The organism is Luteococcus sp. (genome assembly GCF_043424415.1).
Classification (GTDB): domain Bacteria; phylum Actinomycetota; class Actinomycetes; order Propionibacteriales; family Propionibacteriaceae; genus Luteococcus.
Window position 1 is genome coordinate 1 of the sequence record NZ_JBHWOO010000208.1, and the last position, 13,409, is coordinate 13,409.

13 protein-coding genes are annotated in these 13,409 nt (G+C 70.9%); 9 read left to right on the forward strand and 4 right to left on the reverse strand.

Translation table 11 applies throughout. The annotated features are described in order from the left end of the window. The 3 genes from ACHFFZ_RS11975 to ACHFFZ_RS11985 all read right to left on the reverse strand — a co-directional run. Window positions 1–1,330 (reverse strand): heavy metal translocating P-type ATPase (locus ACHFFZ_RS11975; RefSeq protein ID WP_394276838.1); only part of this gene is annotated, 1,330 nt, incomplete at its 3' end. 143 nt (window positions 1,331–1,473) lie between these two features. Further along, the gene (locus ACHFFZ_RS11980) at window positions 1,474–2,289 is read right to left on the reverse strand and encodes an SDR family oxidoreductase (RefSeq protein ID WP_394276839.1); all 816 of its coding nucleotides are present in this window, start codon (window positions 2,287–2,289) and stop codon (window positions 1,474–1,476) included. Between the two features lie 30 nt (window positions 2,290–2,319). Continuing rightward, window positions 2,320–3,180 carry an aldo/keto reductase gene (locus tag ACHFFZ_RS11985; protein ID WP_394276840.1) on the reverse strand — a complete coding sequence of 287 codons (861 nt, stop codon included), beginning with the start codon at window positions 3,178–3,180 and terminating at the stop codon, window positions 2,320–2,322. A 97-nt stretch (window positions 3,181–3,277) separates the two neighbouring features. On the opposite strand from ACHFFZ_RS11985, the gene ACHFFZ_RS11990 reads away from it, so the two are divergent. The 3 genes from ACHFFZ_RS11990 to ACHFFZ_RS12000 all read left to right on the forward strand — a co-directional run bounded on the left by ACHFFZ_RS11990 (window position 3,278) and on the right by ACHFFZ_RS12000 (window position 5,219). Further along, the gene (locus ACHFFZ_RS11990) at window positions 3,278–4,135 is read left to right on the forward strand and encodes a LysR family transcriptional regulator (protein WP_394276841.1); all 858 of its coding nucleotides are present in this window, start codon (window positions 3,278–3,280) and stop codon (window positions 4,133–4,135) included. A 48-nt stretch (window positions 4,136–4,183) separates the two neighbouring features. Then, on the forward strand, window positions 4,184–4,543 hold the full coding sequence (locus tag ACHFFZ_RS11995) for a hypothetical protein (protein ID WP_394276842.1): 360 nt from the start codon (window positions 4,184–4,186) through the stop codon (window positions 4,541–4,543). Window positions 4,544–4,607: 64 nt separating this feature from the next. Then, window positions 4,608–5,219 (forward strand): flavin reductase family protein, encoded by a 612-nt coding sequence (locus ACHFFZ_RS12000; RefSeq protein ID WP_394276843.1) that lies wholly within the window; start codon window positions 4,608–4,610, stop codon window positions 5,217–5,219. A 29-nt stretch (window positions 5,220–5,248) separates the two neighbouring features. Here ACHFFZ_RS12000 and ACHFFZ_RS12005 read toward each other — a convergent pair whose 3' ends face one another. After that, window positions 5,249–5,980: a HEAT repeat domain-containing protein gene (locus ACHFFZ_RS12005; protein WP_394276844.1), complete on the reverse strand. Its 732-nt coding sequence runs from the start codon at window positions 5,978–5,980 to the stop codon at window positions 5,249–5,251. A gap of 275 nt (window positions 5,981–6,255) precedes the next feature. On the opposite strand from ACHFFZ_RS12005, the gene ACHFFZ_RS12010 reads away from it, so the two are divergent. The 6 genes from ACHFFZ_RS12010 to ACHFFZ_RS12035 form a co-directional block, all read left to right on the forward strand. Then, complete coding sequence (locus ACHFFZ_RS12010) at window positions 6,256–6,468, forward strand: hypothetical protein (protein WP_394276845.1); 213 nt, start codon at window positions 6,256–6,258, stop codon at window positions 6,466–6,468. Further along, the gene (locus ACHFFZ_RS12015) at window positions 6,465–7,916 is read left to right on the forward strand and encodes a DHA2 family efflux MFS transporter permease subunit (protein WP_394276846.1); all 1,452 of its coding nucleotides are present in this window, start codon (window positions 6,465–6,467) and stop codon (window positions 7,914–7,916) included. The genes ACHFFZ_RS12010 and ACHFFZ_RS12015 overlap by 4 nt, the downstream gene beginning before the upstream one ends. A 141-nt stretch (window positions 7,917–8,057) precedes the next feature. Continuing rightward, on the forward strand, window positions 8,058–10,928 hold the full coding sequence (locus ACHFFZ_RS12020) for a Na+/H+ antiporter subunit A (RefSeq protein ID WP_394276847.1): 2,871 nt from the start codon (window positions 8,058–8,060) through the stop codon (window positions 10,926–10,928). Further along, entirely contained in the window at window positions 10,925–11,437 is a 513-nt protein-coding gene (locus tag ACHFFZ_RS12025; protein ID WP_394276848.1) for a Na(+)/H(+) antiporter subunit C, read from the forward strand. Before ACHFFZ_RS12020 ends, ACHFFZ_RS12025 begins: the two co-directional genes overlap by 4 nt. Further along, window positions 11,434–13,005 (forward strand): Na+/H+ antiporter subunit D, encoded by a 1,572-nt coding sequence (locus tag ACHFFZ_RS12030; protein ID WP_394276849.1) that lies wholly within the window; start codon window positions 11,434–11,436, stop codon window positions 13,003–13,005. The genes ACHFFZ_RS12025 and ACHFFZ_RS12030 overlap by 4 nt, the downstream gene beginning before the upstream one ends. Then, a partial coding sequence (locus tag ACHFFZ_RS12035; RefSeq protein ID WP_394276850.1) for a Na+/H+ antiporter subunit E occupies window positions 13,005–13,409 on the forward strand: 405 nt, incomplete at its 3' end. The genes ACHFFZ_RS12030 and ACHFFZ_RS12035, both read left to right, overlap by 1 nt.

The following is a 13,409-nucleotide window of genomic DNA, read 5'->3' on the forward strand; positions in this document are numbered from 1 at the left end:
CGGGGCCCTTGACCAGGATGCCCAGCTGGGCGCCCCGTCCCGTGCCCACCATCAGCGCGGTGGGGGTGGCCAGGCCCAGGGCGCAGGGGCAGGCGACGATCAGCACCGCCACGGCGGCGGTCAGGGCGGCGGACAGCCCGCTCCCGGTGGCCCACCAGTAGCCGAAGGTGGCCAGCGCGATGACGATCACCACCGGCACGAAGATCCCGGAGACCTTGTCGGCCAGGCGCTGGACGTCGGCCTTGCCGGCCTGGGCCTGCTCCACCATCCGGGCCATCTGGGCCAGCTGCGTGTCGGACCCCACCCGGGTGGCGCACACGACCAGCCGTCCGCCGGCATTCACCGTCGCACCCACCACCTGGTCGCCGACGCCCACCTCGACGGGCACGGATTCGCCGGTCAGCATCGAGGCGTCGACGGCGGAGCTGCCCTCGGTCACGATGCCGTCGGTGGCGACCTTCTCACCGGGGCGCACGACGAAGTGGTCACCGGCGGCGAGCTCCGAGATCGGGACGCGGACCTCGCGGCCGTCGCGCAGCACGGCGACGTCCTTGGCGCCCATGTCCATCAGGGCGCGCAGTGCCGCACCGGCCCGTCGCTTCGAGCGGTGCTCGATGTAGCGGCCGAGCAGGATGAAGGTGATGATGCCGGCGGCGGCCTCCAGGTAGATGTTGGCGCTGCCGTCGCCGCGTTCGATGGTCAGCTCGAAGGGGTGCTTCATGCCGGGCATGCCCGCCTCGCCCCAGAAGAGCGCGTAGACCGACCAGCCGAAGGCGGCCGAGGTGCCCATCGAGATCAGGGTGTCCATGGTGGTGGCACCGTGGCGCAGGTTCTTCCACGCCGCCCGGTGGAAGGGCCAGGCACCCCAGACCACGACGGGGGAGGCCAGGGTGAGGCTCAACCACTGCCAGTGGGTGAACTGCAGTGCCGGGACCATCGCCATGGCGACCACCGGGATGGTCAGCACGGCGGAGACCAGCAGGCGGGTACGCAGGGAGTCGAGGGCCCGGTCGGTGGGCTCCTGACCGGCCTCGGACGGGGAGTCGGCGGCGCCGGTCGCCGTCTCGGTGGCCGGAACCCGGGCCTGGTAGCCGGCCGCCTCGACGGCCGCCACCAGGTCCTCGACGGTGGTGCCGACGGGCATCTGGACCCGGGCCTTCTCGGTGGCGTAGTTGACGCTGGCCTCCACGCCGTCGAGCTTGTTGAGCTTCTTCTCGATCCGGTTCGCGCACGACGCGCAGGTCATGCCCACCAGGTCCAGTTCCACCTCGCTCGAGCCGGCCTCGGGTGCCAGGTCGATGGTGGTCCGCGGGAGTGCGGGGGTGGTCATCAGTGCCCTCCTCGGGGCTCGTCCTTTGCAAGTACCCCAGCGGGGTATATGTATAGGACAGTACCCCCCATGGGTACCGGTATCAAGTACCCATGGGGGGTATGGGCGGGAGGAGATTGCCCGGATGCTCGCCGCGAGCCTGCTCAGCCGATCCGGCCGCCGCGCATCGCGGCGATGACGCCGCCGTCGCACAGGATGTCCGAGCCGGTGACGAAGGCGCCGCGCTCGTCCATCAGGAAGGCCGCCAGGCCACCGATCTCGGAGGGGGTGCCCATCCGCCCGGCGGGGGAGCGGTCCAGCATGACGCGGTAGGCCCCGGCCTGCGGGCCGTTCATCTCGTGACGGCCCAGCGGCGTCGAGATGATGCCCGGGCTCAGGCAGTTGACCCGCGCCCCCCGGTCGCCCCAGGCCAGTGCAGCCGCCTGCACGCGCAGCGCATTGGCGCGCTTGGCCAGGATGTAGGCCGCGCCGGAGTCGTCCACCTCGGCCAGGGCAGGCAGGGCCGCCAGCTCGTCCAGCCCGGCGAAGGCCAGCTGCTGCTCCAGCTCGGCGTCGAAGGAGCCCATGTGGCCCGCCTGGCTGGCGATCACGATGCCCGAACCTCCCTCGCCGATGACCTTGCCGAAGGCGTCCAGCACGAAGGCCGTGCCCATCAGGTCCACCGCGACGATGGCCTCGGGCGGTGCCTGGTTGGGGGAGACGCCGGCGGCGTGGACGACGCGGGTGACGGTGCCCAGGCCGTCGGCGAAGGCGGCCAGCGCCTCCACCTGGTCGCGCCTGCTGACGTCGACGAGGTGCGTCTCGACGGTGAAGCCCTCATTGCGGAGCTCCTCGGCGCGGGTGTCGAGCTGTTCCTGCTTGAGGTCGGCCAGCACGAGGGTGCGGCCCACGGCGCACTGCCGGGCGATGGCCACGCCGATGCTGCCGGTGCCGATCAGGACGGCGATCTGGTCAGTCATGTCTCCTCCTGTGGGTGCTCGGGGTACGGGTCAGTCGTGGATGCGCAGGCCGTTGAGCATCTCGACGGTGTTGGGGCTGCTGTGGTCGATGATCTCCGAACGGCCCAGGTCGAGCCCGGCGATCTCGTCCATCTCGGCCGCGCTGAGCTCGAAGCCCCACACGTCGGCATTGGCCTTGATGCGCTCGCTGGTCACCGACTTGGGCAGCACGCTGACGCCGCGCTGGATGTTCCAGCGCAGGGCGACGTGGGCTGCGCTGACGCCGTGGGCCTCTCCGATCCGGCTGAGGACGTGGTGGGTGAAGATGCCGTGCTGGCCCTCCGCGAAGGGGCCCCAGGCCTGCGGGGCGACACCCAGCTTGCTCATCGTGGCCAGGGCGTCGGCCTGCTGGAAGAAGGGGTGCAGCTCCACCTGGTTGACGGCCGGCACGACGCTGGCGTTCAGCGCCAGGTCCACCAGGCGCTCGGGGTAGAAGTTCGAGACGCCGATGGCGCGCACCAGGCCCTCGTCGAGCAGCTGCTCCATGACGCGCCAGGAGCCGTAGTAGTCGTTGAAGGGCTGGTGGATCAGGTACAGGTCGAGCCGGTCGGGGCCGAGCTTCGACAGCGAGGTCTCGAAGGCGGCGCGGGCGGCTTTCTCGCCGGCGTCCTGGATCCACAGCTTGGTGGTGACGAAGACCTCGTCGCGGGCGATGCCGCTGGAGGCGATGGCGCGGCCGACGGCCTCCTCGTTGCCGTAGGCGGCGGCGGTGTCGATCAGCCGGTAGCCGGCCTCCAGGGCCTCGCTGACGACGCGCTCACACTCGGCGGCGTCCGGGACCTGGAAGACGCCGAAGCCGAGCAGGGGCATCTCGACGCCGTTGTTCAGGGTGACGGTCTGCTGTGCAGTCATGGTGTTCGTCCTTGCTCTGGGGTGCTGTGCCGCCAGTCTGCGTGCCGCTGTGGCAGGAGAACAGTGCCGATCGGTCAGGCTGGCATAACCTTGGTGCATGGTCACCGTTGAGCAGCTGCGTCACTTCCTCGCCGTCGTCGAGCACGGGACGCTGACTGCGGCCGCCGACGAGCTGCACCTGTCGCAGCCCGCCCTGTCGCGCTCGATGCAGCGCTTCGAGCGGGCCTTCCCCTCGCCGCTGTTCGAGCGCAGCGCCAACCAGGTCGCCATCACCGAGGCCGGGGAGCTCGCCGCCGTCCATGCGCGACGGGTGCTGGCCGAGCTCGACGAGATGCACGCCGCCGTGGCCGAGCTCGACCGGCGCCGCCGCACCATCGACGTCGTCTCCTGCGCCCCGGCGCCGCTGTGGCGGCTGCTGCCCCGCATCGAGGCGGCCTGCCCGGGGCTGACGATCACCTCCCGGCTTGGGAGCCTCGACGAGGTCTCGCGTGCGCTGGCCGAGGGCGAGGTCCACGTCGGGATCAGCACCGAGCCGCCGCCCGACGACGTGCCGGGCTTCCGCTGCGGCGTCGAGCACCTCTTCCTCTCGGTGCCACCCGCCCACCCGGCCGCTGCACTGCCCGGCATCCGGCTGGACCAGCTCGACGGCGAGACCATGCTGCTGCACTCCCGGATCGGCTTCTGGGCAGAGCTGGTGCGCTCCCGAATGCCGCGCGCCCACTTCCTGGTCCAGGAGCCCGACGCGCTGGTTGAGATCGCCCGCACCTCCAGCCTGCCGGTCTTCAGCACCGACCTTGCGCTGGCCGAGCTCGGCGCGGACCCGCACCGCGTCCAGGTGCCGGTGCTGGACGAGCAGGCCAATCCCACCTACTGGTGCCACCTGTCGCCGCGGGCCGACGAGCGGCTGTTGCGCCTGGCCCGCACCATCGGGACGAGGGGGCTCTGGCGCAATTGAGGGGGTGCGGCAGGACGGGCTGATCGTCATCTCTGGCAGCATGTCGGCATGACCAGTGCCGGTGACCAGCCCGCCCCGCCGCGTCCCCTGACCGCAAGGGAGCGCGAGACACTCCAGTGGATGGTCCTGCACGGCACGGCCGATCCCCAGCCCACCGACGAGGAGCGCCGCGCGTGGCTCGTCCAGGTCCCCGGGGCCATGGTGTACAGGACTTGCGGTTGCGGTGCGTGCCCGAGCATCGAACTGGATCCCGGGGACCCGTCAGGGCCGCGGACGGTGCTGGCCGGCGAGGCTGAGGGGCTGGGCCTGGCGCTGTTCATCGACGACGGCAGGCTCTCCTACCTGGAGGGCTTTCCCGTCGAGGAGGGCGTCTTCCCGGTCTTCCCGCCGGTCGAGGAGCTCAGCTGAGTCTCCGGATCGGAGGGGTGACCATCCCGGGACAGGCGTGGCCACCAGCTGGTTCGATGGGCCCATGTCGATGCACTTCTACCGTCCCGCCGACGGCCACGGCCTGCCCCACGATCCCTTCAACGAGATCGTCGCTCCCCGCCCCATCGGCTGGATCGGCACCCGGGACGCCGACGGTCGCCGCAACCTGGCGCCCTATTCCTTCTTCAATGCCTTCAACCACCGTCCGCCGATCATCGGTTTTGCCAGCATCGGCTGGAAGGACACCGTCGCCAACTGCGCCGCGACAGGCGAGTTCACCTGGAACCTCGTCAGCCGTCCGCTGCTGGAGCAGATGAACCAGACCTGCGCCCCGACCGACGAGGACGAGTTCGAGCGCGCCGGACTGCTGGCCGCCGAGTCGGTCGAGGTGTCCGCGCCGAGGGTGGCCGCGGCCGGGGTCAACTTCGAGTGCCGCGTCACCCAGCAGCTCGAACTCACCGACCGTGCCGGCGACGGGGTGGGCACGTGGGTCACCTTCGGCGAGGTCGTCGCCGTCCACATCGACCAGGCCCTGCTGCCGGACGGCATCTTCGACACCGCCGCCGCCCTGCCGATGCTGCGTGCCGGTGGCCCGGCGGCCTACTTCGGCGTCGACCCCTCGACCCGCATCGACCTGCACCGGCCCCGGGACTGAGTCGCCGCGTCACCTCGCCGACGGACGGGTCAGGCGCGCTCGTCCTGCAGCTCCTGCGCCGCGCCGACCAGCCCGGGCCGGTCGTCGGTGACGGTGGCCAGCAGCAGCGCGCCATCCACCTCGGGCGCCTTCGCGGCCCGCAGCACCTCGGCTGCCTTGTGCGAGAAGTCGCGCCCGGCGCGTCGCTCGGCGGTGCCCGCGCGGCTCGGGTCGGCGAAGGCGACCAGCACCTCCGCGGCGTGCGAGCGCACGGCGGCGTCCTCGCTGTCGAGGGCGGTGGCCAGCGCGTCGATGGCCGGTTCGCCGTACTGCAGCAGCGCCCGGGTCAGGCCGTGGCGCAGTTCCGCCTTGTCCGAGCCCAGGTGCCCGACGAGCACGGCAAGGCTCTCGGGGGATGCGATGCGGCCCAGCGCCCACCAGGCCTTGGCGGCGACCACCGGATCGGGGTCCGAGGCGTGGGGGAGGATCGCGGGCGTGGTGGCCGGGTCACCGATCTTGCTCAGCGCGTGCAGCACCGGCTCCTTGGGGACGCCGTCGCGCTCCAGCGCCGCGACGAGCACCGGCGTCGCTGCCTGTGGCCGGGCCACGACCGCCCAGATGAGGGTCTCACGGACGAAGTCGTCGGGCTCGGCGGCCATCTGGTCGACCAGCTCCCACATCAGCGGGCTGGCATCGGCCATCCCCAGGTGCAGGGCTGCCTGCTGGCGCACCGGCGCCTCCTCGGAAGTGAGGGCGGCCATCAACGTCTCGAGCGTGTTCACACTGCCAGAGTAGGTCGCCGAGCCAGAGACACCTGTGTGGATGTCCCGGGTTTCCTGCCCACTGGGCACGTCGGGACCCCACCGGGCACGTGCTGCACGACCTGCCCGGTCGGTCTCCCACGTGCGCAGTGGGACCGGGGTCCTGTGCGGGCGTGGCGGGTACCCCGGATTTGACCGCAAAGTAGGATCCTTGTGCCCCGACACATGCACGAAGGAAGCGCCATGAAGGTCCTGCCCACACACACCCACCATGCCCGCCTCGCGGCCCACGCCCTGTGACCGGCGGTGACGGCCGTCCCTCCGGACGCACCGCGACCTGGTGGACCATCCTGTGCCTGCTGGCCGGCCTGCACCTGATCGGCCTCGGTGCGCTGGTGATGTCGGTCGGGCAGTCCGACGACTCGCCCGGCCTGGGCGGTTTGGGTCTGGTGAACGCCATCATCGGCCTGGTGGTGCTGGTGCGGGCAGTGCAGGGACGCAGACGGTGAGCGAACAGTCCGCGAGCACTCCCGCGGCCCCCACCGAGATGACCCGCGAGGCGAAGCTCGCCGTCGGGGTGCTCGTCTTCGGCGCCTTCGCCATGATGCTGAACGAGACCACCCTCGCGGTCGCGCTCCCGGCGATCATGGGCGACCTCGGGGTGGAGGCAAACACCGCCCAGTGGCTGATGACCGGCTTCATGCTCACCATGGCCGTGCTGATGCCGGCGATGGGCTGGGTGATCGACCGCTTCACCACCCGCGCCAACTTCACCGCCTCGCTCGGGCTCTTCCTGGCCGGCACCATCGGCGCCGCGCTGGCCCCGAGCTTTCCGGTGCTGCTGCTGGCCCGCGTGCTGCAGGCCGCCGGCACCACCATCCTGATGCCGCTGCTGATGACCATCGTGATGCGCGTCGTTCCGGTGGGGCGGCGCGGCACCGTGATGGGCCTGATCTCGGTGGTGATGGCAGTCGCACCCGCCCTGGGCCCGTCGGTGGCCGGGCTGGTGCTGTCCTTCTCCACCTGGCACACGATCTTCTGGCTGATGGTCCCGCTGGTCGGAGGCGCCGGCCTGGTGGGCCTGGGCGTGATGCCGAGCGTCGGCGTCACCAGGCGCTCCCGCTTCGACATCGTCTCCATGCTGCTGTCCGCCGTCGCCTTCGGCGGGCTGATCTATGCCATCAGCTCGATCGGGGCCATCCTCGGGGGCGGACCCAGCGGACGCATCGCGCTGGGCCTGTTCGCGCTCGGTGCCGCCAGCCTGCTGGTCTTCGGACGGCGCCAGGTCCGTCTGGGGCGCACCGACGACGCCCTGCTCGACCTGCGCCCCTTCACCGTGCGCAACTACTCCCTCTGCCTGGGAGTGTTGCTGCTGGTGCACGCCGCGCTGCTGGGTGCGCTCAACGTGCTGCCGCTCTACATCCAGCAGTCGCTGCTGGCCACTGCACTGGTCTCGGGGCTCGCCGTGCTGCCGGGCGGTCTGCTGGAAGGCCTGCTCTCGCCGCTGTTCGGACGCATCTACGACCGGGTGGGGCCGCGGCTGCTGGTGGTCCCCGGGGCCATCATCGTCGCCGCATCGCTGCTGGTGCTCGCCACCGTCGACCACCGCAGCTCCCTGGCCTTCGTCATCGCGGTCCACGTGATCTTCTCGGTGGGCCTGTCGATGGTCTACACGCCGCTGATGACCACCGGCCTGGGATCGCTGCCCGACGAATTGCACGCCCACGGCTCGGCCATCCTCAACACCCTGCAGCAGCTGGCCGCCGCCATGGGAACCGCCTTCATGATCGCCACCTATTCCGGGGTGGCCGCCGGTCGGATCGCCCAGGGGATGGGGGCGCCCGAGGGGCTGGGGGAGGGGGCCGCCACCACCTTCCTGGTCACCGGCCTGGTGGCATCGGTGGCTGCCGTCGGCTCCTTCTTCGTGCGGCCCGTGCCCTCCGCGGCCGGGCACTGAGATGCCAGCGGCCGGCCCCGTTGCCGTCACCAGGGTCGGCATCTCACTGCGTCGCAATGGCGACCGCCGGTTGGCCGCGGCTTGTAGAATTGGTCCGACAGCGCGTCGGACGGGCCGCCGCGTCGCCCCGGGAGATGATGAATGCTGACGGTTCTGGCACTGCACCTGCTCGCGGCCGTCACAGCACCCCTCCTGATCACGCACCTCGGTCGGCGTGCCTTCTGGTTGCTCTCCCTACCCTCCGTGGCCACCGCAGCCTTCGCCGTCGCCCACCTCAGTGCCGTGAATGCCGGCCAGGAACCCATCTACCGCCGCCCCTGGGTGCCTTCCATCGGCCTGGCGATCGACCTGCGCATCGACACCCTCGCCCTGGTGATGAGCCTGGTCGTGGGCATCGTCGGCGCCATCGTGCTGGCCTACTGCAGCGCCTACTTCGACGCCGATGAACCCCACCTGGGACGATTCGCGGCGCACCTGACCGCCTTCGCCGGGGCGATGACCGGCCTGGTCTGGTCGGACAACCTGCTGCTGCTCTACCTGTTCTGGGAGCTCACGACGATCCTGTCCTACCTGCTGGTGGGGCACTACATCAAGAGTGAGGACAGCCGCAATGCCGCCACCCAGGCGCTGGTGGTCACCACCGCCGGCGGCCTGGCGATGCTGGGCGGCATGGTCCTGCTGGCCGTCGAGGCCGGCACCTGGGACCTGGCCGAGCTGGTTGCCGCCGCCCCGCGGGGCCCGCTGGTCAGTGTCGCCGTCGTGCTGCTGCTGGTGGGGGCCATGACCAAGTCGGCCCAGGTGCCCTTCCACTTCTGGCTGCCCGGCGCGATGGCCGCACCCACCCCCGTCTCGGCCTACCTGCACGCCGCGGCGATGGTGAAGGCCGGCGTCTACCTGGTGGCCCGGCTGGCCCCCGGCTTCGCCACCGCCGACGCCTGGCGCCCCACCATCCTGGTGCTCGGCGGCGCCACCATGCTGATCGGTGGCTACCGCGCGTTGCGCCAGGTGGACCTCAAGCTCGTGCTCGCCTACGGCACCGTCAGCCAGCTCGGCTTCATGATGGTGCTGGTCGGCACCGGCACCCACGACGCCGCCCTGGCCGGCATCACCATGCTGATCTCCCACGCCGTGTTCAAGGCGGGGCTCTTCCTGTCGGTCGGCACCATCGACCACGCCACCGGCACCCGCGACGTGCGCTCCCTGTCCGGCCTGGCGCGGCGGATGCCGTGGCTGGTGGTGGCCACCACACTGTGCTGCGCCTCCATGGCCGGGCTGCCCCCGATGGCCGGCTTCGTCGGCAAGGAGGCCGTCTACGAGACCTACCTGCACGGGGCTGAGCCGTGGTCCCGCTGGATGCTGGCCGTCCTGGTCCTGGGCTCGGTGCTCACCTTCGCCTACAGCGCCCGCTTCCTGTGGGGTGCCTGGTTCGACAAGCAGGACGTCGAACCCACCGAACTGCACCCGCCGAAGGTTGCCGCCACCGCCCTGCCCCTGCTGCTCGGCATCGGCAGCCTGGCCCTCGGATTCGCCGCCGCCCCCATCGAGGCACTGGTGCGCCCCTACCGGGAACTCTTCGAGCCCTCCGACCACCCCATCCACCTGGCGCTGTGGCACGGCTTCGGCCCCACCCTGCTGCTCACCGCCATCACCATCGCCGCCGGTGCCGTGATGGCCTGGCAGCGACGGCGCGTCGCCCGCCTGCAGGGCGCCCTGCCTCACCCGCCGGCCGCCGTCTCCGCCTACCGCCTGGGCATGCGCGCCCTCGACCGCGTCTCGGTCGAGGTGACCGGCTTCATGCAGCGCGGATCGCTGCCGCTGTCCCTGAGCCTGATCCTGGGCGTCTTCGTCGTCTCCTCGGCCCTCGGTCTGGCCGGCACCGGGCTCCGGATGGACCCGCTGGCCTGGGACGAGCCGGCCCAGCTGGCCGTGGTGCTGGTCGCGGCCGTCGCCGCCTTCAGCAGCGTGCGCTCCCACCGACGGATGCGCGCCGTGATCCTGGTCAGCATCACCGGCTATGCCTGCGCCATGGTCTTCCTCATCCAGGGCGCGCCCGACCTGGCGCTGACCCAGGTGCTGGCCGAGACCATCTCGTTGGTCATCTTCGTGCTGGTGCTGCGCCACCTCTCGGCCCGCTTCAAGGAGGAGCCGCCGGCCTGGGAGCGCGGCCTGAGGGTGGCCTTCGGGATCGCCTCCGGCCTGGTGGTGGCGCTCGCCACCCTGGTGGCCGGATCGGCCCGCACGGCGCCGCCGTCCTCGATCGGCTGGCCCGACGGCGCCCTCACCTTCGGCGGCGGCGGCAACATCGTCAACGTCGCCCTGGTGGACATGCGTGCCTGGGACACCATGGGCGAGATCTCGGTCGTGCTGGTGGCCGCCACCGGCATCGCCAGCCTGGTCTTTCGCAACAGCAAGCGCGTCGAGGCCAACCGTCGCGACGTCGCCGCCATCCGCGACGAGCGCGGCAACAACACCGGCGCCCGATGGCTGGCCACCGGAACCGACACCGAGGACCGCCGCGCCTCGCTGATCTTCGCCGTCGTCACTCGCATCGTCTTCCACACGATCATGCTGTGGTCGCTCTACCTGCTGTTCACCGGACACAACGCGCCCGGCGGCGGCTTCGCCGCGGGCCTGGTGGCGGGCATGGGGCTCGTGGTGCGCTACCTGGCCGGTGGCGGCGAGGAGCTGCGCGCCGCCGCCCCGGTGATGCCCGGTGTGCTGCTGGGGTCCGGGCTCTTCCTGTCGGCCGGCTTCGGGCTCGCCTCGATGATCGCTGGCGGAGACGTGTTGCAGAGCTGGACCTTCGACTTCCACCTGCCGCTGGTGGGTGACCAGCACCTGGTGACCAGCGTCTTCTTCGACATCGGCGTCTACCTGGTGGTGATCGGCCTGGTGCTCGACATCCTGCGCAGCCTCGGCGCCGCCCTGGACGAGGACCCGGGCCGTCACCTCCAGTACGTGCAGGGTGGCGGCGTCATCGGCGCCGTCGAACCGAAGGAGCTGGGACGATGAGCCCCAACCTCGTGCTCTCGCTGCTGGCCGGGACGCTGTTCGGCTGCGGCGTCGTGCTGCTGCTCTCCCGAAGCCTGGTGCGTGCCCTGCTCGGCATCATGCTCATGGGCAATGGCGTCAACGTGGTCTTCATGGTGGCATCGGGCCCTTCGGGCAAGGTGCCGCTGGTCACCAAGGACCAGCTCGGCAAGGTCATCGTCGGGCCCGGCGGGATCAGCGACCCGCTGCCGCAGGCGATGGTGCTCACCGCCATCGTCATCACCTTGGCCATGACCGGCTTCGTGCTCTCCCTGGTGCACCGGCAGTGGCAGCTGGCCGAGACCGACACCGTCGAGAACGACCCCGAGGACGAGCGCATCGCACGGATGGCGGAGACCAATGCCATCTCCGGGTCCGACTACACCGACACCGCCGACCCGCACGCCCTGGCCGACGACGTCGAGGACGCCCCGCCCGAACCCATGCCGGACGGCGACGAGCCCGGCGAGCTCGAGGAGATCGAACGATGACGGCCGCCTGGCTCGTCCCGCTGCCCGTGGTGCTGCCCCTGATCGGTGCCGGCCTCACGGTGGTCGCCGGACGTCGCACCGTGCTGCAGCGCATCATCACCGCCACCATCTTCCTGGCGGTGGTGGCGATCGCCGCGACCCTCCTGGTGACCGCCAGCCACGGTGAGCGCCTGACCGTGGCCGTGGGCGGCTGGCACCCGGTCGACGGCATCGTCCTGGTCGTGGACCGGCTCAGTGCCCTGATGCTGCTGGTCAGCTCGGTGGTGACCACCGGCGTCATGTTCTACGCCATGGGCCAGGGCGTGGCCTCCGACGACCTCGAGGACGGGGGAGCTCCGCTGCCGATCTTCCACCCCACCCTGCTGGTGCTCTCGGCGGGGGTCTCGACCACCTTCCTCTCGGGTGACCTGTTCCACCTCTACGTCGGCTTCGAGATGCTGCTGTTCGCCAGCTTCGTGCTGCTCACCCTGGGCGGCACCGAGTCGCGGGTGCGCGCCGGCGCCAACTACGTGGTGGTCAACCTGGTGAGCTCGATCATCTTCCTGCTGGCCATCGGCCTGGTCTACGCCGCAACCGGCACCGTCGACATGGCCCAGCTGGCCCAGCGCCTGGACGACCTGCCGCTGGCCACCAACCTGATGCTGCACGCGATGCTGCTGGTGGGCTTCTGCATCAAGGCGGCCGTCTTTCCGATGTCGGGCTGGCTCCCGGACTCCTACCCGACCGCCCCGGCGCCGGTGACGGCGGTCTTCGCCGGCCTGCTGACCAAGGTGGGAATCTACTCGATCATCCGCACCGAGACCCTGCTCTTCCCCGACGGGCGGCTGGACCAGGTGCTGCTGTGGGCGGCGCTGCTGACGATGGTGGTCGGCATCCTCGGGGCCGTCGCCCAGGACGACATCAAGCGTCTGCTCTCCTTCACCTTGGTCTCGCACATCGGCTACATGGTCTTCGGCCTGGCCGTCGGCAACGTACAGGGCGACTCGGCGGCCATCTTCTACGCCGCCCACCACATCACGGTGCAGACGGCGCTGTTCCTGGTGATCGGCCTGATCGAGCTGCGGGGCGGCTCCACCTCGCTGGACCACCTGGGTGGCCTGCTGAAGATGGCGCCCGGGCTGGCGCTGCTGTTCTTCCTGCCGGCCCTCAACCTGGCCGGCATCCCGCCGCTGTCTGGCTTCCTGGGCAAGGTGGGACTGCTGGACGCCGCCGCCCACCACGGCGGCTGGCTGGCGTGGACGGTGATGGCGGGGGCCCTGGTGACCAGCCTGCTCACCCTGTATGCCATCAGCCGCGTCTGGGGCCGTGCCTTCTGGCGCACACCCCGGGCCCTGGTCACCGCCGCAGACGGGAGCAGCGCCGACGTCACCGGCGACCAGGCCGAGGCCGTGGTGGCCTCCCGACCGCTGCCGCGCAGCGTCGTGCTGCCCAGCGCCGCGCTGGTGCTGCTGAGCTGCCTGTTCACGGTGGTGGCGGGGCCGCTGTTCGGCTACACCGATGACGCTGCCCGCCAGCTCGCCGATCGTGCCGGCTATGTGTCCGACGTGATGACGACGGGAGGTCGCTGATGGCTCGCCCGCACCTGTTCAACCATGGACGCAATGCCTCCACCGTCGCGCTGGCGGTCGTGTGGGTGATGCTGATGGGCCAGGTCACCTGGATGAACGTGATCAGCGGCCTGCTGCTGGCGATGCTCATCCAGTGGCTCTTCCCGATGCCCTCGCTCACCGCTCAACTTCGGGTGCACCCGTGGAAGACAGCGGTGCTGCTGGCACGCTTTGCCTTCGACCTGGTGCGGGCCAGCTGGCACGTCGCCTGGCTGGCGATCCGTCCCCGCCCGGTGGGGCGGGGCAGCCTGGTGGACGTGCAGCTGCACCTGCACGATGACCTGCGACGCACCATCATCGCCGAGTTCACCTCGCTGGTGCCTGGCACGGTCGTCATCGACGTGCACCCCGAGACCAGCATCCTG